The 25,051-nt window shown below is 58.9% G+C and carries 18 protein-coding genes, 1 tRNA gene and 1 pseudogene; 2 read left to right on the forward strand and 18 right to left on the reverse strand.

Going from position 1 to position 25,051, the window contains the following annotated elements; all coding sequences use genetic code 11:
- Positions 1–109 precede the first annotated feature (109 nt).
- From fusA to rplJ, 12 genes are all read right to left on the reverse strand, one after another.
- Positions 110–2,227, reverse strand: coding sequence for an elongation factor G (fusA, locus tag R1W00_RS18015; protein WP_317264166.1), 2,118 nt, complete (start codon positions 2,225–2,227; stop codon positions 110–112).
- A gap of 22 nt (positions 2,228–2,249) precedes the next feature.
- The gene (gene rpsG, locus R1W00_RS18020) at positions 2,250–2,720 is read right to left on the reverse strand and encodes a 30S ribosomal protein S7 (protein WP_303967733.1); all 471 of its coding nucleotides are present in this window, start codon (positions 2,718–2,720) and stop codon (positions 2,250–2,252) included.
- Positions 2,721–2,732: 12 nt separating this feature from the next.
- Complete coding sequence (gene rpsL, locus R1W00_RS18025; protein WP_035253348.1) at positions 2,733–3,104, reverse strand: 30S ribosomal protein S12; 372 nt, start codon at positions 3,102–3,104, stop codon at positions 2,733–2,735.
- A 333-nt stretch (positions 3,105–3,437) separates the two neighbouring features.
- Positions 3,438–4,838, reverse strand: a complete 1,401-nt coding sequence (locus tag R1W00_RS18030; RefSeq protein ID WP_317264167.1) for a TRAP transporter large permease — start codon at positions 4,836–4,838, stop codon at positions 3,438–3,440.
- On the reverse strand, positions 4,838–5,461 hold the full coding sequence (locus R1W00_RS18035) for a TRAP transporter small permease (RefSeq protein WP_317264168.1): 624 nt from the start codon (positions 5,459–5,461) through the stop codon (positions 4,838–4,840). Before R1W00_RS18035 ends, R1W00_RS18030 begins: the two co-directional genes overlap by 1 nt.
- Positions 5,462–5,550: 89 nt before the next feature.
- Positions 5,551–6,561: a TRAP transporter substrate-binding protein DctP gene (gene dctP, locus R1W00_RS18040; protein ID WP_317264169.1), complete on the reverse strand. Its 1,011-nt coding sequence runs from the start codon at positions 6,559–6,561 to the stop codon at positions 5,551–5,553.
- Positions 6,562–6,673: 112 nt separating this feature from the next.
- Positions 6,674–7,975, reverse strand: a complete 1,302-nt coding sequence (locus R1W00_RS18045; protein ID WP_317264170.1) for a sigma-54 dependent transcriptional regulator — start codon at positions 7,973–7,975, stop codon at positions 6,674–6,676.
- Positions 7,972–9,684, reverse strand: coding sequence for an ATP-binding protein (locus R1W00_RS18050; protein ID WP_317264171.1), 1,713 nt, complete (start codon positions 9,682–9,684; stop codon positions 7,972–7,974). Before R1W00_RS18050 ends, R1W00_RS18045 begins: the two co-directional genes overlap by 4 nt.
- A 108-nt stretch (positions 9,685–9,792) precedes the next feature.
- A complete protein-coding gene (gene rpoC, locus R1W00_RS18055; protein ID WP_317264172.1) occupies positions 9,793–14,040 on the reverse strand; it encodes a DNA-directed RNA polymerase subunit beta' in 4,248 nt (1,415 codons plus the stop codon).
- A gap of 208 nt (positions 14,041–14,248) precedes the next feature.
- Positions 14,249–18,385 carry a DNA-directed RNA polymerase subunit beta gene (rpoB, locus tag R1W00_RS18060; RefSeq protein WP_317264173.1) on the reverse strand — a complete coding sequence of 1,379 codons (4,137 nt, stop codon included), beginning with the start codon at positions 18,383–18,385 and terminating at the stop codon, positions 14,249–14,251.
- A 240-nt stretch (positions 18,386–18,625) separates the two neighbouring features.
- Positions 18,626–19,006 (reverse strand): 50S ribosomal protein L7/L12, encoded by a 381-nt coding sequence (gene rplL / locus R1W00_RS18065; protein ID WP_317264174.1) that lies wholly within the window; start codon positions 19,004–19,006, stop codon positions 18,626–18,628.
- Between the two features lie 70 nt (positions 19,007–19,076).
- Positions 19,077–19,595 (reverse strand): 50S ribosomal protein L10, encoded by a 519-nt coding sequence (gene rplJ, locus R1W00_RS18070; protein WP_317264175.1) that lies wholly within the window; start codon positions 19,593–19,595, stop codon positions 19,077–19,079.
- 419 nt (positions 19,596–20,014) lie between these two features.
- On the opposite strand from rplJ, the gene R1W00_RS18075 reads away from it, so the two are divergent.
- The gene (locus tag R1W00_RS18075) at positions 20,015–21,475 is read left to right on the forward strand and encodes an SGNH/GDSL hydrolase family protein (RefSeq protein WP_317264176.1); all 1,461 of its coding nucleotides are present in this window, start codon (positions 20,015–20,017) and stop codon (positions 21,473–21,475) included.
- Between the two features lie 72 nt (positions 21,476–21,547).
- Here R1W00_RS18075 and rplA read toward each other — a convergent pair whose 3' ends face one another.
- From rplA to R1W00_RS18100, 5 genes are all read right to left on the reverse strand, one after another.
- Positions 21,548–22,246, reverse strand: coding sequence for a 50S ribosomal protein L1 (gene rplA / locus R1W00_RS18080; protein WP_317264177.1), 699 nt, complete (start codon positions 22,244–22,246; stop codon positions 21,548–21,550).
- Between the two features lie 4 nt (positions 22,247–22,250).
- Positions 22,251–22,703, reverse strand: coding sequence for a 50S ribosomal protein L11 (gene rplK, locus R1W00_RS18085; protein WP_317264178.1), 453 nt, complete (start codon positions 22,701–22,703; stop codon positions 22,251–22,253).
- Between the two features lie 124 nt (positions 22,704–22,827).
- Positions 22,828–23,361, reverse strand: coding sequence for a transcription termination/antitermination protein NusG (gene nusG / locus R1W00_RS18090; protein ID WP_317264179.1), 534 nt, complete (start codon positions 23,359–23,361; stop codon positions 22,828–22,830).
- Positions 23,362–23,532: 171 nt separating this feature from the next.
- The gene (gene secE / locus R1W00_RS18095) at positions 23,533–23,730 is read right to left on the reverse strand and encodes a preprotein translocase subunit SecE (RefSeq protein ID WP_317264180.1); all 198 of its coding nucleotides are present in this window, start codon (positions 23,728–23,730) and stop codon (positions 23,533–23,535) included.
- 95 nt (positions 23,731–23,825) lie between these two features.
- Positions 23,826–23,901 (reverse strand) — tRNA-Trp (locus R1W00_RS18100).
- A gap of 99 nt (positions 23,902–24,000) precedes the next feature.
- Here R1W00_RS18100 and R1W00_RS18105 point away from each other — a divergent pair.
- Complete coding sequence (locus R1W00_RS18105) at positions 24,001–24,855, forward strand: hypothetical protein (protein ID WP_317264181.1); 855 nt, start codon at positions 24,001–24,003, stop codon at positions 24,853–24,855.
- 67 nt (positions 24,856–24,922) lie between these two features.
- On the opposite strand, the pseudogene tuf reads toward R1W00_RS18105, so the two are convergent.
- Positions 24,923–25,051, reverse strand: a pseudogene (gene tuf, locus R1W00_RS18110) (elongation factor Tu); the annotation flags it as partial.

Genomic DNA, 25,051 nt, shown 5'->3' on the forward strand with positions numbered 1-25,051 from the left:
CCGTGGTCAACGTGACCAATCGTGCCGATGTTTACGTGCGGTTTGCTACGCTCAAACTTTTCCTTTGCCATGTTATGGCCTCCTTAATTCGTATCGTAACGACGGTGCGTTACGCGTATTTCGACTGAATTTCGTCCGAGATGTTCTGCGGCACGGGTTCGTAGTGATCGAACTGCATCGTGAACTGCGCACGGCCCGAAGACATGGAGCGCAGGTTGTTGATGTAGCCGAACATGTTCGCCAGCGGTACGAATGCGTTGATTGCAATCGCGTTACCGCGGTTTTCCTGACCCTGAACCTGACCGCGACGCGATGTCAGATCGCCGATGATGTTACCGGTGTATTCGTCCGGCGAGATCACTTCGACTTTCATGATCGGTTCCAGCAGTTTCGCGCCAGCTTTTTTCAGACCGTCACGCATCGCAGCACGGGCTGCGATTTCGAACGCCAGAACGCTCGAGTCAACGTCGTGGTAGGCACCGTCGATCAGCTTCACTTTGAAGTCGATCACGGGGAAGCCTGCCAGCGGGCCGCTGTCCATAACGGACTGGATGCCTTTTTCGACACCAGGGATGTATTCCTTGGGAACGGAACCACCAACGATGACCGATTCAAAGCTGTAGCCTTCGCCTGCTTCGGTTGGGCTGATGACCATTTTGACGCGTGCGAACTGACCCGAACCACCCGACTGTTTCTTGTGGGTGTAATCGATTTCAGCTTCGTGGCTGATGGTTTCACGGTACGCCACCTGCGGTGCACCGATGTTTGCCTCAACCTTGAATTCGCGCTTCAGACGGTCAACCAGGATGTCCAGGTGAAGTTCGCCCATGCCCTTCATGATCGTTTGGCCCGATTCCAGATCGGTTTCCACACGGAACGAGGGGTCTTCGGCGGCCAGACGTGCCAGACCTTGCGACATTTTTTCTTGGTCGCCTTTGGTCTTGGGCTCAACCGCGATCTCGATAACGGGATCGGGGAAGGTCATGGTTTCCAGAACAACCGGCTCTTTGGCGTCGCACAGGGTGTCACCGGTGGTCGTGTCTTTCAGACCGGCCAGCGCGATGATGTCGCCTGCGAATGCTTCCTCGATTTCCTCACGGTTGTTCGAGTGCATCATCATCATACGACCAACGCGCTCTTTTTTGCCTTTGGTCGAGTTGAGGATCGAGTCACCTTTGTTCAGAACGCCCGAGTAGATACGGGTGAACGTCAGCGAGCCAACAAAGGGGTCGTTCATGATTTTGAACGCCAGACCAGCGAAGGGCATCGTGTCGTCTGCACGGCGTGCAATGTCACGAACTTCTTCTTCGTCGCCCGGTTTAAAGCCCATGTAATCAACAACGTCCAGCGGGCTGGGCAGATAGTCGATCACAGCGTTCAGCAGCGGCTGAACACCTTTGTTTTTGAATGCGGAACCGCCCAGGACCGGAACAAAGCTCAGCGACAGCGTACCCTTACGCAGCAGAGCGCGCAGGGTAGCGACGTCAGGCTCGTTGCCTTCCAGGTATTCCATCATCGCGTCGTCGTCCATTTCGACAGCCGCTTCGACCATTTTGGCACGCCATTCGTCGGCCATGTCTTTCAGGTCTGCACGGATGTCGGTCTGGATCCAGCTGGCGCCCAGGTCTTCACCCTGCCACAGCCACTCTTTCATGGTGACCAGGTCGATCAGACCTTCCAGCTCGGTCTCGGCACCGATCGGAATACCGACCGGAACAGCACGTGCGCCGGTGCGGTCTTCAACCATGTTTACACAGTTGAAGAAGTCAGCGCCGATCTTGTCCATTTTATTGACGAAAACGATGCGCGGAACCTTGTAACGGTCGGCCTGACGCCAAACCGTTTCAGTTTGCGGTTCCACACCAGCGTTTGCGTCCAGAACACAGACAGCACCATCGAGAACCGCCAGCGAACGCTCAACTTCGATGGTGAAGTCAACGTGGCCGGGGGTGTCGATGATGTTCAGACGGTGCTTTTCGGTCTCTGCGGTTTGGCCATCTTCGGTGCGCTCCCAGAAAGTGGTGGTCGCAGCCGAGGTGATGGTGATCCCGCGTTCCTGTTCTTGCTCCATCCAGTCCATGGTGGCTGCACCATCGTGCACCTCACCAATGTTGTGGGACTTGCCGGTGTAAAACAGGATGCGCTCCGAGCAGGTGGTCTTACCTGCATCGATGTGCGCCATGATACCGAAGTTACGGTACCGTTCGAGAGGATATTCGCGTGCCATGGGTTCGGTCCTGGACTAATGATTACCAGCGGTAATGGCTGAAAGCTTTGTTCGCTTCGGCCATCTTGTGAGTGTCTTCGCGCTTTTTCACGGCCGAACCACGGCTTTGAACTGCGTCGATCAGTTCACCAGCCAGACGTTCTTCCATGGTGTTTTCATTACGGGCGCGCGATGCGGAAATCAGCCAGCGGATCGCCAGGGCCTCGCGGCGCTCGGGGCGAACTTCAACCGGAACCTGATAGGTTGCACCACCAACGCGGCGCGAACGAACCTCAACCGAAGGCTTTACGTTGTCGAGTGCTTCGTGGAACACTTCAACAGGCGCACGCTTCAGCTTGGTCTCGATGCGATCCAGAGCGTTGTAAACGATGCGTTCGGCGGCCGATTTCTTGCCGTCGATCATCAGGTTGTTCATGAATTTGGTCAGAACCCGGTCACCAAACTTGGCGTCGGGCAATACTTCGCGTTTTTCAGCGGCGTGACGACGAGACATATGTACCTCTCCTTACTTAGGACGCTTAGCGCCGTATTTCGAACGACGCTGCTTACGGTCTTTGACGCCCTGGGTATCCAGAACACCGCGCAGGATGTGGTAACGTACACCCGGAAGGTCTTTTACACGGCCGCCGCGGATCAGAACAACAGAGTGCTCTTGCAGGTTGTGGCTTTCACCGGGGATGTACGAAATGACCTCGAAGCCATTGGTCAGGCGCACTTTGGCAACCTTACGCATAGCCGAGTTCGGCTTCTTCGGGGTGGTGGTGTAGACGCGCGTACAAACGCCACGCTTCTGCGGACAAGCCTGCAGGTGCATGGATTTCTGGCGCTTTACTTTGGGCTGCCGCGGCTTGCGGATCAGCTGTTGGATCGTTGGCATGCACGTTCCTCGTGTTGCACTATGTCAATACTCGCCTCCAGTTCGGAGGCGCCGCTTCTCGACGGTGAGTTGCGCGAATCGCAAAACACCAAAACCGCTTCGCTCTGAATACTCAGGAACGACGCGGTTCTTTTCAGAGGATCGAGGCCAAAAGACCCGGATCTTGATCACTTAGGTTCTGAATTCCGGCATCGCGGGCAATGCCACACAGGCCCGAGTGCGCGCCGTATATGCGGAGTCGCCAGTCCTGTCAACCGCGCCTCCCCGTTGGGTCCGGCTCTGGTGCGCTGCCCCGCCGATGAGGGGGCGGGACAGCGCGCATTCAGCGCCACATCAGGCGAGGCTGGGCAGCCACAGAACGATCTGCGGAAAGGCCACCAACAGGGCGATCGTAACCGCATCCGCGATAAAGAACGGGGTCACGCCCTTGAACACGTCCTGCACCGTCAGATCGTCCCGCACACCGGCCACAACAAAGCAGTTCAGGCCAATCGGCGGTGTGATCAAACAGAACTCGGCCATCTTGACCACAAGGATGCCGAACCAGATCGCGCACATCGGGCCGGACATGCCGAAGGTACTGTCAGCGGCAGTCACGAACTCGCCCCCGTTCAGGGCCATCACCGCCGGATAGACAACCGGCAAGGTCAGCAGGAGCATCCCGATCGCATCCATGAACATCCCCAAGACCGCATAGGCCAACAGGATGCACACAAGGATCATCCACGGCGAATAGGTCAGCGATGTGATCCAGTCCGAGAACGCCGACGGCAGGTTCGCAAACCCAAGGAAGCGCACATAGATCAGCACGCCCCAGATGATGGTAAAGATCATCACCGAGAGCTTGGCCGTCTCGATCAACGCATCGCGCAGCTCGCTCCAGCGCATGCCCTGATAGACCGCCATCAGGAACACGACGAAGGCCCCGATCGCGCCGCCCTCAGTCGGGGTGCCCCATGCGTCACCGCCAAACGGGTTGTAGACAAAGCAGATGATCGTCACGACCACAAAGATGATCGGCAATGCGGGCGGCAAGGACGCGAACCGTTCCTTCCATGTGAACCCCGTGACCCGCGGGCCAAAGTTCGGGATCGACAGGGCAAGACCGACAATGATGATGCCATAGATCAGGGCCGAAAACGCACCGGGCACAAAGCCCGCCAGCAACAGCTTGCCCACGTCCTGTTCCACGATGATCGCATAGATCACCAGAATGGCCGAGGGCGGGATCAGCGACGCCAGCGTCCCGCCGGCGGCCACGACACCTGCGGCGAATTGCTTGTTATAGCCGATCTTCAACATCTCGGGGATCGCAATGCGGGCGAATACTGCGGACGTTGCCACGGACGCGCCCGACACGGCGGCAAACCCCGCCGTTGCAAAGACCGTCGACACGGCCAGACCACCGGGCACCCACGCGAACCAGCGCTTTGCGGCCTCGAACAGGGCCTTAGTCAGGCCCGCGTAATAGGCCAGATAGCCGATCAGGATAAAGGTCGGGATCAGGCTAAGCGCTTGGCTGGAAATCTTGGAATGGGGCACCTGCCCCGCCGTTTTCGCCGCCACCGTCAGGGCCCAGCCGAAATCGTCGGGCGCATAGCCCTTTTTCGACCAGAAAATCCAGACCAGCCCGATCAGCCCCGCCAAACCGGCGGCAAAGGCCACCCGCATGCCAAGAACGACAAAGACCAATAGACCGCCCGTAACCCACAGGCCGATTTCAATCGGTTCCATCAGTCATGCCCCCCAAGCTGTTCTGCTTCCATCGCGGCCTGTTGTGCGGCATCCGCAATCAACGGCACGCCAATCGCCTGTCCCGTCACTGTCGCGCGGGCAAAGCCCCAGATTTGCAGGCACAGACGTACGCACAGAACCGCAAACGCCACCGGCACCAACAATTTCGCAGGCCAGATCGGCAGACCGATGTCCATCGAACTGTCGCTGCTCCACATGGGCGCATTGAAATCAAAGCTGCGCACGAAATGCTCCCACGCGCCCCAGAGCAGCAAGAGCATCAGGACCAGAACCGCCATCGTGGTGATCATTTCCACCAGATACAGAGCGCGGCCCCGCAATTGCCCCACCAGAATATCCATGCGGATATGGCCGCCCTCGCGCATCACATAGGAAATCCCCATGAACGCGATCAGCGGCATCGCCTGTTCGATCCAATCCACATAACCGGGTAACGGGGATTGCAGGATATTGCGCCCGCCCACCGAAAACACGGCCAAGATCATCAACGCGAAAACCGCCAGACCGCTGAGCAACGCCAGACGAACTTCAAGGCGTAACAAACCACGATCTAGGCGGCTGAGCGTACTGTCGTCGGACAGTACAAGGGATGCAGTGGCCATACTCAGGCTCCATCCATATGTTCAGAAAAATCAAATCCCCAACCTGCCCCACAGGGATGTGCGGGGCAGGAAGGGAGGATTGGTGCGGATTAGCTGCCTTCGGCAATCATTCCCGTCACCAGATCATAGAGCTCTTGCGCGGGCAGGCCGCGTGCGGTGTTGCTCTCGATCCATGCAGCAGCGGCCGGTGCGGCAGCAGCGTCTTTGAACGCGGTGATCTCGGCATCCGAGAAGGTCACGCGCTCAATCCCGCGCTCATCCAGAGCGGGGCCCCAGTTGGCCATGGTCTTTTCGTTGTAGAAGGTCACGTAGTGATCCAGTGCCTCGTCTACCGACGACAGCAATGCATCACGTTCCGCGTCCGACAGGCTCTCCAATGCATCGGTGTTCACAACCACCGGACAGTTCACCGTGCCCGGGTTCAGGTTGGTGGTCCACCACGTGGCGTTTTCGATGGTGCCAAACGACATATGTGCGTGGGGGGCAAAGCTGACCGCTTTGACAACGCCGCTGTCCATGGCTTGACGCACCTCGGAGGCGGACATGGATGTCGGAACCGCGCCAACGGTTTTCATCGCCGCGCCGATACCGCCGGTTGCACGAACGCTCAGACCATCGAAATCGGCCAGAGTGCTGGGCGCGTCACCGGTGCCAACGATGTTGTATTGCGGCAAGGGCGAGGGCATCAGCAGGGTCGCGTTCCAGCGGCCCAGATCCTTGACCACGGCGGGGTGCTGATAGACGGCCATCGATACGTCGATTTCCTGCTCCAGCGACGACACACCAAGGAACGGCAGTTCCAGAACGGTGATCGACGGGTTTTTGTCGGCGTGATAGCCCGCACAGAATTGCGCCATTTCAAACGCGCCGATCGAAATCCCGTCAAGGTTCTCGCGGTTGTTCGACAGACCGCCATACGAAATGTTCAGAGTGAACTCGCCGCCGGTTTTCTCGCTCACCAGTTCGGCCAGCTTTTCGACATGCTCGGTGAACGCGCGGCGTTTACCCCAGAGCGATACGTTCCATTCAGTTGCGAGCGCTTCGCCCGCGACACCAAAGGTTACGGCGGTGGCCATCAGGCCAGTCAGGATACGTCCCATAAACTCCTCCCAGAATTTGGATTACGGACGCACTATGACACGAGGATCGGTAAATGGTGCATGAATAAAATTGCGCGCAGGCGGACATGGTGCCCTGCGGAAATCCGCAACCCTACAACAAGGCGTCTTTATCAAGGTCCAGCTTGACGATCTTTTCGTTCAGCGTGCGTCGTCCGATCCCCAATGCCTCGGCCACCGCATCCATCCGCCCCTGATGGCTGGTGATAGCGCGGGCGATCAATTCGCGCTCAAACGCCGCGACGGCCTCGCGCAGGGTTGGGGGAATGTCCTGACCGCCCTCTCCCGCCGATAGGGCCTCGGCCACCGACCCCGCACCGCGCCGCGCCTGCAGAACACGGCGTTCGGCCACGCTGCGCAATTCGCGCACGTTGCCGGGCCAGTCGTGCTCCATCAATGCGGCGATATCCTCGGGCGTCATGTCGGGCGTTGCGACCTCATAAAGGCGCGCCGAGGCGGCCATGAAATGCGTGAACGTCAGGACCAGATCCTCGGGCCGCGCGCGCAACGGCGGCAGGGTAAGGGTAAAGGTGTTCAACCGGTAAAACAGGTCCTGCCGGAACCGGCCCTCGGCAACTGCGGCCTCGATATCCTCATTCGATGCGGACAACACCCGCACGTCCAGCGGCTTCGCGGGTTGTCCCCCGACGGGCGGTAGGGCGCGGTCCTCAATCAACCGCAGCAACATCGCCTGCACATCCGCCGGACAGGCCGCGATTTCATCAAGAAACACCGTGCCCCCCGATGCCGCCTGAAACGTGCCGTCATGCAGGTGATCCGGCGTCAACGTCGCCGAGTTCAGCGCCAGAAACGGCCCCGATGACGACGGCCCCAAATCGTGCAGGGCGCGCGCGACCAGTTCCTTGCCCGTCCCCGTTTCCCCGCGCAACAGTACCGCAGCCGGACTATCGGCAAGGTCCAGAATATCGGCGCGCAGGCGCTGCATCTCGGCGCTCTGGCCGACCAGCGCGCGGTCCAGCCCCGACAGTTCCGACAGGCGCGCGCGCAGGCGCTGGTTCGTCGCACGCATCCGGTGTTGTTCGGCCGCATGGGACAGGATCGACAGCAACCGGCGCGGCTCATACGGTTTTTCGACGAAACTATAGGCCCCGCCCTGCATCGCCTGAACCGCCATCGGGATGTCCCCATGGGCCGAGATCAACACGATCGGCGGCGATGTTTCGGGATCAAGCGAGGCCAACAGATCAAGCCCCGACATCCCCGGCATCCGCACATCGGACAGGATCACATCGGGCGGGTCCTGACGGCATTGGCGTTCGACCTCGGATGCGCGGGACAGGGTTTGCGCGCGCCATCCGGCAGCGCCAATCAGATCGACAAGGGATTCACGCATCTCGCGGTCGTCATCGACCACCATGATGTTCCAATCGCTCATGCGTGCTCCTGCTTTGGAAAGGTGACGCGGAAAATCGCGCCGCCGCTGTCGCGGTTCTGGGCCGAAATGCGCCCGCCATGATCGTCCACAATCGCAGACGAAATCGCAAGGCCAAGGCCCATGCCCTGACCGCTCTCGCGCGTTGTTACGAACGGTTCGGCCAGTTCGCGCAGGTCCCGATCCCCAAGGCCATGCCCCGTATCCCCCACGGTGAACCAGACCGCGTCGTTGTCCTGTCCAAGGGCGACCGACAGCACACGAGGATCGCAGTCCACCATCGCATCGACCGCGTTGCGCATCAGGTTCGTCATCACCTGTTCAATCCGCAACCGGTTGGAATGCAGCATCACCGGATGATCTGGCAGGGTGATGTCCAACGTCACCTCTTGGGTGTCGACGCTGGGCCGCATCAGTTCCAGTACGGCATGGATCGCGTCGCGCAAATCAACCTGTTCGAACTCCTGTTTGCCCTTGCGCGCAAAGAATTTCAGTTGCCGCGTGATGCCCTCCATCCGGTCGACCAAACCCTGCAAACGGGGCAACATCGTGCCCCCCTGCCCCTGAAGTTCCGCCGCCGCCAGATGGTTGCGCATCGCGGCAATCGGTTGGCCCAACTCATGCGTGACGGAGGCCGCAAGCTGTCCCAGAACTGCCAGACGACCCGCGCGTTCCAGTTCGTCTTGGGTCCGTTGCAGACGGCGTTCGGCGGACCGGCGTTCTTCAATCTCGACGGCCAGACGTTCGTTGGCCGCGCGCAACTCGGCCTCTTCCCGCTCGGACCGGCGCAGGGCCGCGCCGATGCGGCGGGCGCGCTGAAACTGGACGGAAATCAGGATTGTGCCCGCGATGAACAGAACCACACCGGTGACCAGCCACGCGCGCGTGATCGCCTGCGCATCGGACGCGAAATAATGCAGCGACCATTGGTTCGGCAGGTCGCGGGTTTGCAGATGCAACAGGGTCTGGCCATCAATCGTCGCCGTATCCGCGCTCTCGGGCTGCCAATCCAGCGGGGTGATGGCCTGCGTCCCGAACTGGCGCGCCTCGGCAATGCGGGACAGTTGCGCGACGGTCAGATCCGACAGACTGCGGTACCGCCAATCTTGTACCGAGGCCAGCAACACCACCCCATCCGCATTGGCCAGCAGGACGCGTTCGCCCGCCTCTTGCCAGCTGCGTTGAAGGTCGCTGAGGTCGATCTTGATCGCGATGACGCCACGGATCGCGCCCGTATCGTCGCGCACCGCATTGGCAAAGAAATACCCCGGCACGCCTGTGGTCACGCCAACGCCATAGAACTGACCCTGTTGGCCTTTGATCGCGGCCTGAAAATAGGGGCGAAAGGAATAGTCCTGTCCAACAAAACTATCCGGTCGCCCCGCGTTTGAGGCAGATCGCGTGATGCCCTGTTCATCCATCAGATAGATCGCGTCGATCCCCGCCCGTTCGGCAAAGGTCGCAAGACGCGCATTCAACCGGCGCGGATCGCCGCCCGTCGCCGTTTCGATCACGAAGGTGTCGCGGGCCAGAACAAAGGGCAGGTGCGAAAACCGTTCCAGTTCGGCGTCAACGGTGCTGCGGTACAGAGACAGGCGCGCGCCCGCCTGTTGCAATTCACCGCCTTTGAAATAGCCGTAGGCACCCCAAAAGGCGGCCCCAGAACAGGCCAGCATCACCACCAGAAAAACAGACAGGAAAGAGCCGCGCATGGCGCACTGAACCACGGGCGGGACGGGGTTTGCAACCGCTTGCGCGTCCCCGAAAACGACAAAGCCCCCGGAATTCCGGGGGCCCTGCAAATTCATATATGCGTCGACTTATTCGTCGCGGCTCTCGGGCAGATCGACCAGACCGCTGTCGAATGCGTCACCGCCAACAACGTCGTCGGACGGCGCAGCCAGAGCAACGGCGGCTTCGGCCTCGGCCTGACGGGCATCGATGACCTTTTGGTCACGCTCGGCCGCGATACGGCGCACGCGCTGGGTCGCACCACCGGTACCGGCGGGGATCAGACGACCCACGATGACGTTCTCTTTCAGACCGACCAGTTTGTCGCGTTTGCCCTGAACCGAAGCTTCGGTCAGAACACGCGTCGTTTCCTGGAACGATGCGGCCGAGATGAACGAACGCGTTTGCAGCGACGCCTTGGTGATACCAAGCAGGATCGGCTCACCCTGAGCAGGACGCGCGCCTTTGGCGATCGCCTTTTCGTTGGCGGCATCGAACTCGGCCTTATCGACGTGTTCGCCCTTGAGCAGGGTGGTTTCACCGCTGTCCAAGATTTCCCACTTCTGCAGCATCTGACGCACGATCACTTCGATATGCTTATCGTTGATCTTAACGCCCTGCAGTCGATAAACGTCCTGAACCTCACGGATCATGTAGTCGGCCAGAGCTTCGACGCCCATGATCGACAAAATGTCGTGCGGTGCGGGGTTACCGTCCATGATGTATTCACCCTTTTGGACGAAGTCACCTTCCTGAACAGGAATGTGCTTGCCCTTGGGCACCATGTATTCGACGGGCTCCATCGAGTCGTCCGACGGTTCGATCGAGATGCGACGCTTGTTCTTGTAGTCGCGGCCAAAGCGCACGTAACCATCGATTTCGGCGATGATCGCGTGGTCCTTGGGACGACGTGCTTCGAACAGTTCGGCAACACGCGGCAGACCACCGGTGATGTCCTTGGTTTTCGCACCTTCGCGCGGAATACGCGCGACAACGTCACCGGCCTTGATTTCCTGACCGTCTTCGACCGACAGAATAGCGTCGACCGACATCGGGTAGGTCACAGGGTTACCGGCATCGTTACGCTCGGGCTCACCGGTTGCGGGATCAACGATGATGACCTCGGGCTTGAGCTCATTCCCTTTGGGGGCCGAGCGCCAGTCCGAAACGATCTTCTGGGTCATACCCGTCGCATCGTCGGTGTCCTCACGAACCGAGATCCCAGAAACCAGATCGACGAATTTCGCGATACCCGGTTTCTCGGCGATGATCGGCAGGGTGTAGGGGTCCCATTCGAACAGCTTGTCGCCGCGCTTGATCTCTTGATCCGCAGTGACCAGCAGTTTGGTACCATAGCCCAGCTTGTGGCTGGCGCGCTCGACACCGTTCTCGTCGATGATGGCCAAGGTCATGTTTCGACCCATGACGATCAACTCGCCTGCTTCGTTGGTCAGAACCTGCGGGTTACGCAGTTCGATGCGACCTTCTTGGCTGGCTTCTTGGAACGACTGCTGACCACCCTGAGCAATACCGCCGATGTGGAAGGTCCGCATCGTCAGCTGGGTGCCAGGTTCACCGATCGACTGTGCCGCGATGATGCCGACGGCCTCACCGGTGTTGACCATGGTACCGCGCGCAAGGTCACGGCCATAGCACATGGCGCAGACGCCTTCTTCGGCCTCACAGGTCAGCGGCGAGCGCATACGGATCGTTGCCAGACCCGAGGTCTCGATCGCGTCGGCTTTGCGTTCGTCGATCAACTCGTTGCGGCTGACGATGACTTCGTCGGTGCCGGGACGGATGATGTCCTCGGCGGCCACACGACCCAGAACGCGTTCGCCCAGCGATGCAACGACTTCGCCGTCGTTCACAGCAGCCTCGGCGGTGATCGCATTGTCCGTCCCACAATCGCGGGCACGCACGATGCAATCCTGCGCAACGTCAACCAGACGACGGGTCAGGTAACCCGAGTTCGCGGTTTTCAGAGCCGTATCGGCCAGACCCTTACGGGCACCGTGGGTCGAGTTGAAGTACTCAAGAACGGTCAGGCCTTCTTTAAAGTTCGAGATAATCGGCGTTTCGATAATCTCGCCCGACGGCTTGGCCATCAGACCACGCATACCGCCCAGCTGCTTCATCTGAGCAGGCGAACCACGCGCACCCGAGTGCGACATCATGTAAACGCTGTTGGGTTCTTTTTCCGCGCCAGCATCGTCGTAACGAACTGCCGAGATTTCGCCCATCATAGCGGCCGCAACTTCGTCCGAGCATTTCGACCAAGCGTCGACAACTTTGTTGTACTTTTCGCCCTGAGTGATCAGACCGTCCATGTACTGTTGTTCGAACTCTTTGACCTGATCGCGAACGCCGTTCACGATTTCCCACTTGTTGTCAGGGATCAGCATGTCGTCCTTACCGAACGAAATACCGGCCTTGAACGCCTCGCGGAAACCCATGCCCATGATCTGGTCACAGAAGATAACCGACTCTTTCTGACCGCAATAACGGTAGACGGTGTCGATGACCTGCTGCACTTCTTTCTTACGCAGAAGGCGGTTCACCAGTTCAAACGGTGCCTTGGCATTCAGCGGCAGCAGAGCACCCAGACGCATGCGGCCCGGCGTGGTCTCAAAGCGTTTGTAGACCTCGTTGCCCTCTTCATCGATCTGTTTGATACGACCGATGATTTTGGTGTGCATGTGTACCGTACCAGCGGTCAGCGCGTGCTCTACCTCTTCGACATCGCCAAACACCATGCCTTCGCCAGGCATGCCGCTACGCTCCATCGAGATATAGTAGAGACCCAAGATCATATCCTGCGAGGGAACGATGATCGGGGCGCCGTTTGCGGGCGACAGAACGTTGTTCGTCGACATCATCAGGACGCGCGCTTCCAGCTGTGCCTCAAGGCTCAGCGGGACGTGCACAGCCATCTGGTCGCCGTCAAAGTCCGCGTTGAACGCCGAACAGACCAGCGGGTGCAGCTGGATCGCCTTACCTTCGATCAGCGTGGGTTCGAACGCCTGAATACCCAGACGGTGCAGCGTGGGCGCACGGTTCAGAAGAACGGGGTGCTCACGGATGACTTCGTCCAGAATATCCCAAACTTCGGGACGCTCTTTTTCAACCAGCTTTTTCGCCTGTTTGACGGTGCTGGACAGGCCTTTGGCCTCAAGCCGCGAGTAGATGAACGGCTTGAACAGTTCCAGCGCCATCTTCTTGGGCAGACCACATTGGTGCAGCTTCAACTCGGGACCGGTCACAATAACCGAACGGCCGGAGAAGTCGACGCGCTTACCCAAAAGGTTCTGACGGAAGCGGCCTTGCTTACCTTTCAGCATGTCCGACAGCGATTTCAGCGGTCGCTTGTTCGCGCCGGTGATCACGCGGCCACGACGGCCGTTGTCAAACAATGCGTCAACGGATTCTTGCAGCATCCGCTTTTCGTTACGCACGATGATGTCGGGCGCACGCAGTTCGATCAGACGCTTCAGACGGTTGTTCCGGTTGATCACGCGGCGGTACAGATCGTTCAGATCCGAGGTCGCGAAACGACCACCGTCCAGCGGCACCAGCGGACGCAGTTCCGGCGGGATGACCGGCACAACGGTCAGGATCATCCATTCCGGACGGTTGCCCGATTCCAAGAAGGACTCAACAACCTTCAGGCGTTTGATGATCTTCTTGGGCTTCAGTTCACCGGTGGCTTCTTTCAGCTCTTCGCGCAGACGCTCTGCTTCGGCCTCAAGGTCGATCAGCGACAGCATTTCACGGATGGCTTCGGCGCCGATACCGGCGGTGAAGGCGTCCATGCCATAGGTGTCTTGGGCGTCCATGAACTCTTCTTCGGTCATCATCTGGCCATAGGTCAGATCGGTCAGACCGGGTTCGATCACCACGTAGTTCTCGAAATAGAGCACACGTTCCAGATCACGCAGCGTCATGTCCAGCATCAGACCGATGCGGGACGGCAGCGATTTCAGGAACCAGATGTGCGCGACGGGCGCTGCCAGTTCGATGTGGCCCATACGTTCACGACGGACCTTTTGCAGCGTCACTTCGACACCACATTTTTCGCAGACAACGCCGCGATATTTCATGCGCTTATATTTGCCGCACAGACATTCATAGTCTTTGATCGGGCCGAAGATACGCGCACAGAACAGACCGTCACGTTCGGGTTTGAACGTACGATAGTTGATGGTTTCGGGCTTTTTGATCTCACCGTACGACCACGACAGAATACGCTCGGGCGAGGCAAGCGAGACCTTGATCTCGTCAAATGCCTTGGGCGGCGTCAGCGGGTTGAACGGGTTCGTTGTCAGTTCCTGGTTCATACTATTCTCCCCAAACGGGTAAAATTCCAAAGATTGCGGCATCTAGGGCGATTGCGATTAGGCATACGCCCCAGACGAGGGCTTTTGGTCTTTCAGGATCGTACCAAGGGGTTTCTTTGTCCGTCTTCTTGAACGCGGCAGCGATGCACACAAGCCCCGCCAGAAACGACAAATATGAGACCCAAATCGGCACAGTTCCTGTTTCCCGTTATTCGTCCTCCTCCGCATCCAGGAGTTCCATGTTGAGGCCCAGACCCCGGACCTCTTTGACCAACACGTTAAAGCTCTCGGGCACACCGGCTTCGAAGTTGTCTTCGCCTTTGACGATGCTTTCGTAGACCTTGGTCCGGCCAGCAACGTCATCCGATTTCACCGTCAGCATCTCTTGCAGCGTGTAGGCCGCGCCATATGCCTCAAGCGCCCAAACTTCCATCTCACCAAAGCGCTGACCACCGAACTGGGCCTTACCACCCAGCGGCTGCTGGGTAACCAGGCTGTACGGGCCGGTCGAACGCGCGTGGATTTTGTCGTCCACAAGGTGGTGCAGTTTCAGCAGGTATTTGACACCCACGGTGACAGGACGTGCGAACTTTTCACCAGTCCGACCATCATAGAGGTCCGACTGACCGGATTCGCTGAACCCGGCGCGCAACAGCGCGTCGTTCACATCCGCCTCTTTGGCGCCGTCGAAAACCGGCGTCGCGATCGGAACACCACGGGTCACGTTGCCCGCAGCCTCGACCAGGCGTTGTTCGTCCATATCGGCGATGCCCTCTTCGTAGACATCGTCGCCATAGGCGATCCGCATTGCTTCGCGAACAGGCGTCAGATCACCGGTGCGGCGGTAATCGTCCAGCGCATCGTCGATCTTCAGGCCCAGACCGCGTGCGGCCCAACCCATGTGGGTTTCAAGGATCTGACCGACGTTCATACGCGACGGCACACCCAGCGGGTTCAGACAGAAGTCAACCGGCGTACCATCGGCCAAGAACGGCATGTCTTCCATCGGAACAACGCGCGAGATCACACCCTTGTTCCCGTGACGACCGGCCATCTTATCGCCCGGCTGCAGCTTACGCTTCACCGCGATAAAGACTTTGACCATTTTCATCACGCCCGGGGGCAGGTCGTCGCCACGGCGGACTTTTTCGACCTTGTCCTCGAAACGGTGATCCAGAGCACGTTTTTGCGCGTCGAACTGGGCGTTCAGAGCTTCGACCTGTGCGGCGTCTGCTTCTTCACCCAAGGCCAACTGCCACCACTGACCTTTGGACAGGCTGTCCAGCAGGTCTTCGGTGATCTCGGCGTTCGGCTTGACGCCTTTGGGGCCTTTAACGGCCACTTTGCCAAGGATCATCGACTTGAGGCGGGCGTAGATGTTGCGCTCAAGGATCGCCAATTCGTCGTCACGGTCACGTGCCAGACGCTCGACTTCTTCACGCTCGATCTGAACGGCACGTTCGTCTTTTTCCACACCATGGCGGTTAAAGACGCGCACCTCGACAACCGTACCAAAGTCACCCGGCGGCAGACGCAGGGACGTGTCACGCACATCCGACGCCTTTTCACCAAAGATCGCGCGCAGCAGCTTCTCTTCCGGGGTCATCGGGCTTTCACCTTTGGGGGTGATTTTGCCCACCAGAATGTCAGCCGGCCCAACCTCGGCGCCGATGTACACGATGCCAGCCTCGTCGAGGTTGCGCAGCGCTTCTTCACCGACGTTCGGAATGTCGCGGGTGATCTCTTCCGGACCCAGTTTCGTGTCACGGGCGGCGACTTCGAATTCCTCGATGTGGATCGAGGTAAACACGTCGTCACGCGCGATACGTTCCGAGATCAGGATCGAGTCCTCATAGTTGTAGCCGTTCCAAGGCATAAACGCGACAACCACGTTTTTACCCAGAGCCAGTTCGCCCATGTCGGTCGACGGACCGTCGGCAACAACTTCGCCTTTGCCAACCGTGTCACCCACTTTGACCAGAGGTTTCTGGTTGATACAGGTGTTCTGGTTCGAGCGCTGGAACTTGCGCAGACGATAGATGTCTACGCCCGGATCGCCGGGTTCCAGATCCTCGGTGGCGCGCACAACGATACGGGTCGCATCGACTTGGTCGATGATACCGCCGCGGCGTGCGGTAATCGCAGCACCCGAGTCACGCGCAACAATCTGTTCGATCCCGGTGCCGACAAACGGAGCGTCTGCCTGCAACAGCGGAACCGCCTGACGTTGCATGTTCGAACCCATCAGAGCGCGGTTAGCGTCGTCGTTTTCAAGGAACGGAATCAGCGATGCCGCAACCGACACCAACTGTTTCGGCGACACGTCGATCAGATCGACCGCGTCTTTCGGGGCCAGCATGTATTCGCCCGACTGACGGGTGCTGACCAGATCGTTCACGAAACGACCGGCATCGTCGAGGTTGGCGTTCGCCTGAGCCACGGTGTGGCGCATTTCCTCGGTTGCCGACATGTACGCCACGTCATCGGTCACGACGCCATCAACCACCTTACGATAGGGGGTTTCGATAAAGCCGTATTTGTTGACGCGGGCATAGGTCGCCAGCGAGTTGATCAGACCAATGTTCGGACCTTCGGGCGTTTCAATCGGGCACATCCGACCATAGTGGGTCGGGTGGACGTCGCGCACCTCAAAGCCAGCACGCTCACGCGTCAGACCACCCGGGCCAAGCGCCGACAGGCGGCGTTTGTGGGTGACTTCGGACAGCGGGTTGGTCTGGTCCATGAACTGCGACAGCTGCGAGCTGCCGAAGAATTCACGAACAGCCGCCGCAGCCGGTTTCGCGTTGATCAGGTCTTGGGGCATGACGGTGTCGATTTCGACCGACGACATACGTTCCTTGATCGCGCGTTCCATACGCAGCAGACCGACACGGTACTGGTTTTCCATCAGTTCGCCGACCGAACGCACACGACGGTTGCCGAGGTGGTCGATGTCGTCGATGTCGCCTTTGCCGTCACGCAGTTCGACCAGGGCCTTGATGCACGAGATGATGTCTTCGCGGCGCAGGGTACGCTGGGTATCCGGCGCATCCAGAGCAAGACGCATGTTCATCTTTACGCGGCCAACAGCCGACAGGTCGTAACGCTCGGAATCAAAGAACAGCGTGTCGAACAGCGCGGTTGCGGCTTCGACGGTCGGCGGCTCACCCGGACGCATGACGCGGTAGATATCCATGAGCGCGGTATCACGCGTCATGTTTTTGTCCTGCGCCATGGTGTTACGGATGTAGGGACCAACGTTGACGTTGTCGATGTCCAGAACGGGGATCTCGGTGAAACCGGCATCCATCAGTTCTTTGAGCGTACCACCGATCAGTTCGCCGTCTTTGTCGTGCTCCAGCGTCAGTTCGTCGCCAGCTTCGACATAGATCGCGCCGGTTTCCTCGTTGATCATGTCCTTGGCAGCGTATTTGCCAACGATGTGATCAAAGGGAACCAACAGCTCGGTGATGGTGCCTTCTTCGATGATCTTCTTAACGGCGCGCGGGGTGACCTTTTTGCCGGCCTCGCAGATGATCTCACCCGTTGCAGCGTCGACCAGATCATAGGTCGGACGCGTGCCACGCACACGCTCGGGGAAGAACTTGGTTACCCAGCCACGGTTCTTCTCAAGCTTGAAGGTCACCGTATCGTAGTAGGCGTCGCAGATGCCCTCTTGGTCCAGACCCAGTGCATAGAGCAGGGTCGTGACGGGCAGTTTGCGGCGGCGGTCGATACGGGCGAACACGATGTCCTTGGCGTCGAACTCAAAGTCCAGCCAGCTGCCGCGGTACGGGATGATGCGGCAGGCAAACAGCAGTTTACCCGAGCTGTGGGTCTTGCCCTTGTCGTGGTCAAAGAACACACCGGGCGAGCGGTGCATCTGGGACACGATCACGCGCTCGGTGCCGTTCACAACGAAGGTACCGTTCGGCGTCATCAGGGGCATGTCGCCCATGAACACGTCTTGTTCTTTGATGTCCTTAACCGATTTCGCACCGGTATCTTCGTCGACATCAAACACGATCAGACGCAGCGTCACCTTCAGGGGCGCGCTGTAGGTCATGTCACGCTGCTGACATTCGTCAACGTCGTACTTGGGTTTTTCCAGCTCGTACCGGACGAATTCCAGAACGGCGGTTTCGTTGAAATCCTTGATCGGGAAAACCGACTGGAAAACACCTTGGATGCCTTCGCCATCCGTCGGGTCCAGCGCGTCACCGGATTTCAGGAACAAGTCATAGGACGATTTCTGAACCTCGATGAGGTTCGGCATTTCCAGAACTTCACGGATTTTACCGTAGAACTTGCGGAGTCGTTTTTGGCCAACAAACGTCTGCGCCATGTGCGTCATTACCTTTCGTCTGTCGCGTTGCACGGTCCGTTGGGCTCCGGACATGCGCCGCTCACGAATGAAGGTCGTTTCAGGTTCCATTCCTGCATCCGTCCCACCGGATGCTCCCGAACCATGAACCACACCTTAGAAAGAGCTTTCGCGAAAGCTATTGCTAAGACAGGTTCGGCTGGGCCCGAAAAAAATCGGACCCAGCCACATTCTTACCAGCTGCGGCGGTGCCGCACCGGATTACTTCAGCTCGACTTCGGCGCCAGCTGCTTCCAGCTTGCCTTTGATGTCTTCTGCTTCGGCTTTGTCGACGCCTTCTTTGACGGCTTTGCCGCCAGCTTCGACCAGCTCTTTTGCTTCTTTCAGGCCCAGACCGGTGATGCCGCGGACTTCTTTGATGACAGCAATTTTGTTGCCGCCAGCAGCCTTCAGGATGACGTCGAATTCGGTCTGCTCTTCAGCAGCAGCACCGCCAGCGTCGCCAGCAGGGCCAGCCATCATTACAGCGCCACCTGCAGCCGGCTCGATGCCGTACTCGTCTTTCAGGATGGTTTTCAGTTCTTGTGCTTCGAGAAGCGTCAGACCAACGATCTCTTCAGCCAGTTTTTTCAGATCAGCCATTTCAGGTTTTCCGTTCTTTCAGATGTGTTCCAACGTGTGGTCATTCAACCCCACGCAGACCTCAATTCGATTATGCGGCTTCCGCGCGCTCTTCGATGGTCGACAGGATGCTTGCGATGTTCGAAGCAGGTGCGCCAATTGCACCAGCGATGTTCGAAGCGGGTGCCCCGATGCAGCCCACGATCGAAGCGATAAGCTCTTCACGCGACGGCATTTCGGAGACTGCTTTAACACCAGCCTGGTCCAGAGCGGTCTCACCCATAGCACCACCAAGGATCTCCAGTTTGGAGTTGTCCTTGGAGTACCCTTGGATCACCTTGGCAGCAGCCACGGGATCCTCGGAGTAGGCGAGAACGGTCATGCCCGAAAGAAGGGTACCGATGCTTTCGCAGGGTTTACCTTCAAGGGCGATTTTGGCGAGCCTGTTCTTGGCGACGCGAACAGCACCACCCGCTTCGCGCATGCGCGAGCGGAGGTCTTGCATCTCGGCAACCGTGAGACCTGCATAGTGTGCAACGACGACTACGCCAGAGCTTTCAAAGATCTGGCCGAGTTCCTCGACCAACTTCTCTTTTTGTGCTCTATCCACAGTTTCACTCCAATTCAGGAGGGTGTGACCCTCCGGCTCAGTTCTGCCCCGCACAAGACGGGGCGTTCAGGTCCGTTTTACGGGGCTGAGCCAAAACCGCCCGAGGAGAACCCTCGGTCAATCTGGTCGTTACCCGTCTCAGGCAGGAAATTAAGAGCACCATATGGTGTTCACCCACCGTCTTGGACGAAAAGCAATAGAGCGCGTGACGAATCGCGCGCTCTACTGCGTCCGCAACGCCTAGACCCTATTCACCACGGTTCCAAGTAAAAAATGTGTCGATCCGCCCTGATGGTCGGATTTCCGCGCGTTTCACCCCGAATGGTGCGGGGGCGCGACGACCTCACACTTGCGTGAACGCAAAACCCACCGCAAGATCGCCATAACCTTTTGGATAGCGTTTTTCATCGGAGAGTTAAATGAGTACCCCGACCAGTCTTGTGTTTTTCGGCGACAGCCTGACCGACGACGGCAACCTTTATGAGATGTCCGACGGCATCCTATCCGATGAACTGCGCGATGACATCTCCGGCGAAGGCGGGCGCGTGACCAACGGCCCCGTTTGGGCGGAATATGTGGCCGCCTCTTTGGGTGTCACCGACTATTACAACTATGCCGTTGCCGACGCCGAGGCCATCGGCGTGCGTACCTTGGGCGATGTGGTGACCGAGCACGGGTATGAGGACGATCTGCTGGTCCCGATTGACGATGCATCGCTGGGCGTCGACATCAACCTTGGCGGACAGGTGGACCGGTTCACCGAGGATTTCACGGGCGAGGATCTCAGCGACATGACCGCCGTGATCATGATCGGTGGCAACGATTTCCTCGAGCTTGACCCAACTGACACCGAAACGCCCATTGCAGACATTCTGACCCTGCTGGATGACATGATGCAGGCCACTTTGGATGCGGCGGTTGAACTGGCCGAAACCGGTGTTGGCAGTGTCGTGATCTGCACCCTGCCCACCGCAGAGTTCTTTCCCTTGGTCGCGTCGGGTTCACCCGTTTTGGCACAGCTGTTGGACGGGCTGGTCGATTATTACAACGATGCGCTCAAGTACGAGATCATCGGCCTGATGGGCGATTATTCCATCACGTTCCTCGATATGAACGTCATCACCGCAACCATCGCCGAAGATCCATCCGGATTTGGCCTGACCGAGCCCTATACGGATACCCTGACCGATCCGGCACTTGACCCTAGTGTCGATCCGGATGACGTGGCCTTTTGGGATGACATTCACCCGACCACGTCAACCCACGCGATCATGGGTGCTTATACCGCCGCAGTTATGGAAGGGGCGCAAGTAACCACTATTGATTGGGGCGACTCGCGCGTGACGTTCCAAGGCGGGGCAGATAGTCTTGTCTTCGGCAATGACGGGCGCGACACCCTCTTTTTGAACGGCGGCGATGACACCGTCTTTGGCGGGTCGGACAATGACTTTCTGACGGGCGCTGGGGGCAACGATATGATGAACGGCGGCAGTGACAATGACCGCCTGTTCGGGATGTACGGCAATGACGTCCTGACCGGCGGCGGCGGGGATGACACCCTGCGCGGCGGCGACGGGGACGACGTGATGATCGCCGCCGGAGGGCAAAGCGTCATGCTGGCCGGTGAGGGCACGGATACGTTTGTCTTTGTCGAAGGCGACAGCGGGACGGCCACAATGAACGGCGGGGACGGCACCGATACGCTCTACCTCGTCCTGAGCACCGATACCGCGGCAGACTATGACGCCGATGCGGCGGGGACGCTCGCCACGCTTGGCCTGACGGTCACGGATGTTGAAAATGTGGTTATTCTGAACGACGTCGACGATCTGGCCGGTGAGGCGTGGTATGAGGACGCGTCGGCATGGGGTCTGATCTGACCCCTACCCTTTCCACCACAAACAAAAAGGGCGCCGCAACGGGCGCCCTTTTCAATTCCGAAGCTGATCGGATCAGTTGCCGGTAGCCGAAACCACGTCAACCGAAACGCCCGGGCCCATGGTCGAGCTGATCGACACTTTTTTCATGTAGGCGCCTTTGGCACCTGCGGGCTTGGCTTTGGCGACTGCGTCAACGAATGCGCGCAGGTTTTCAACCAGCTTGCCTTCGTCGAACGAGGCTTTGCCGATACCAGCGTGGATAACGCCAGCTTTTTCGACTTTGAACTGAACTTCGCCGCCTTTTGCGTTCGCAACAGCCTGAGCAACGTCCATGGTCACGGTGCCGACTTTGGGGTTCGGCATCAGGTTGCGCGGGCCCAGAACCTTACCCAGACGGCCAACGATCGGCATCATGTCGGGGGTTGCAATGCAGCGATCGAATTCGATCTTGCCGCTCTGCACGGTTTCCATCAGGTCCTCTGCGCCAACGATGTCTGCACCAGCGGCCTGAGCTTCTTCAGCTTTGGGGCCACGTGCGAACACAGCAACGCGAACGGTTTTACCGGTGCCGTTGGGCAGCGATACAACGCCACGAACCATCTGATCAGCGTGACGCGGGTCAACACCGAGGTTCATTGCAACTTCGACAGTCTCGTCGAATTTCGCGGTGGCGTTTGCTTTGACCAGAGCAACAGCTTCTTCAACCGTCAGCTCTTCTTTGCCAGCAAATGCTTCGCGTGCGGCGCGGGTACGTTTACCAAGTTTAGCCATCAGATTAACCCTTCACCTCGATACCCATCGACCGGGCGGAGCCCAGGATGATCTGCATTGCTGCTTCGACGTCATTCGCGGTGAGGTCCTTCATTTTGGCCTCGGCGATTTCACGAACCTGAGCAGCGGTCACGGTTGCCACGGTCTCACGACCGGGGTTTTCCGCACCACGGGGACGGTTACGCTTGCCGACCGGCTTCAGGCCAGCGGCTTTTTTCAGGTAGTAAGACGCGGGCGGCGTCTTAATGTCCATCGCGAACGATTTGTCCTGGTAGTAGGTGATCACGGTCGGGCAGGGTGCGCCTGCTTCCATGTCCTGCGTCTTGGCGTTGAACGCCTTGCAGAATTCCATGATGTTGATGCCGCGCTGACCCAGTGCGGGGCCGACGGGCGGGCTGGGGTTGGCTTGACCTGCAGGGATCTGCAGCTTCATCGTGCCAGCGAGTTTCTTGGCCATTTGGCCTCTCCTTCTATCACCGCGATCCGAACGCGTTCAGACCGCTTTGGTTTAGTGGTTCGGTGTACCGGGCGCGCCCGGCGTACCTCCCACGCGGGTCCCGACCATCAGGCCGGGCAACACATCAGGCCTCTTTCGAAACCTGCGTGAATTCCAGTTCGACCGGGGTTGCCCGGCCAAAGATCGACACCGTCACCTTCAGGCGCTGGTTGTCGTCGTCCACCTCTTCGACCATCCCGGCAAAGCCTTCGAACGGACCGTCGGTGACGTTGACCTGCTCACCCACTTCATAGGTGATGGTCGAGCGCGGTGCCTCAACACCCTCTTCAACGCGGTTCAAGATCTGGTTCACCTCGGCGTCGCGCATCGGCATCGGGCGGCCTTGCGGACCAAGGAAGCCGGTGACGCGGTTGATCGAGCTGATCAGGTGATAGCCCTCATCCGACATTTCCATGCGAACCAGAACATAGCCGGGCATAAAGCGGCGCTCTGCGGTGACCTTTTTACCGCGGCGCACCTCGATCACCTCTTCGGTGGGGACCAGAACTTCTTCGATCTGATCCTCAAGGCCGTTCTCGATGACAGCAGTTTTGATCTGCTCGGCGATTTTCTTCTCGAAGTTCGAGAGCACGCTCACCGAATACCACCGCTTTGCCATACTGACCTCTTCCTCATGCCGACCGGACTATTCCGGCGTCAAATCCTTAAAAACCTGACCTTTCGGGGAACAAAAAACAGCGCGCAAACCGAATCATTGCGCGCCCGTTCCGAAAGGTTGGTTTGCATTATCGAGCCTTCCCCACATTTTCAAGGGGATGGCCCAAATCCGCTAGCCGAACATCCCGAGCAGAGCCTGCAGGCCGCCACGGATCGCGATGTCGACGATCGAAAAGAAAATCGCAAACAGCGAGGCCAAGGCGAACACCATCACGCTGGTCAACACGACCTCACGGCGGGTCGGCCACGCAACCTTGCCGATTTCGGCGCGGGTTTGCTGAATGAACTGCAGGGGGTTGGTCTTGGCCATCTTGCGTCTCAACTTTCTTATCGACGTGGGGCACATACGTGCTTTGAGAGGGCTTTGCAACCCTCGCATCACATACATACTTGTCCGGCTAGGCCTGGCAGGGGCGGAGGGACTCGAACCCACGACCCTCGGTTTTGGAGACCGATGCTCTACCAACTGAGCTACACCCCTAAGGCCGACTGCGACCTACGACGCCCGCGCGGCGAAATCAAGAGACGTTTTGCAGGTTTCGTCTGGTTTTGCAAAAAACCCGATGCTACCCATCCTGTTATGGACATCGACCGCCCTTCGGCCCCCGAAATTTTCGCCCATGCCCCTTGGGCACATGTGGCCAAACCCGCCCTTGCCGCGACCAAAGCGGTGCCGACAATGCTCGGCCCACAAGAGCAACAGTTCTACTACTGGCTCACCTCGGTCTGGGCGCGCGGGGATGGTGCGGTGGTCGATCTGGGCTGTTGTGCGGGCGGGTCCACGGCCCGTTTGGCCGCCGGTGCCGCGGATAGTGGCCTCGACACCCGTATCGTTGCCTATGACCGGTTCACAGCGGCCGAACCGCTCAAGGAAACACTGCTCTATGCGAATGGGATTGAGTCCTTTGCGGGCAATGATCTGTTGCCTCTTGCCGAGCGCCTACTGTCACCTTGGTCCGACCGGATCGACCTGATCCCGGGTGAGATTGAAGACAACGCATGGGACGGCGGGCCGATTGAACTGTTGGTCGTTGATTCCGCCAAGACCGCAGACTCGCTCGACGCGCAATCCGCGCTGTTCTACCCGCACCTGATCGCGGGGCAATCCGTGATCCTGCATCAGGATTTCCTGCACTGGTCCCAGCCGTGGCTGGCCGCGCAGATGGAATTGATGTCAGACTATTTCACCCCGCTGGCCTGTGTCCCGCGCAGCACGGTCGCCTTTCTGTGCACCGCCACGCCGGACGCCGACGCACTGGCTATCGGGGCCACGGCGGACCTGACCGATGCGGACTTACAGGCCCTGATCTCGGCCGCCCGCACTCGCATGGCCCCCTTTGGACGCGATGACCGGTTTCAGGCCATGGCGGATGGTCTGGCGGCAAATCCGGACGAACGCGTGGCGTGGAAGTTCCGCCGCCCCGACAGCACCTGATCCCAGCACACAGACAACGAAAAAGGGCGCCCCGCAGGACGCCCTTTCTAGTTCGTATCGCCGAAGATTAGTCGACGACTTTGGATACGACGCCGGAGCCTACGGTGCGGCCACCTTCGCGGATTGCGAAGCGCAGACCTTCTTCCATGGCGATCGGTGCGATCAGCTCAACAACGAACTTCAGGTTGTCGCCGGG

Origin of the sequence: Rhodovulum sp. FJ3, from assembly GCF_032918305.1 — a bacterium.
Taxonomy (GTDB): Bacteria; Pseudomonadota; Alphaproteobacteria; order Rhodobacterales; family Rhodobacteraceae; genus SAT37.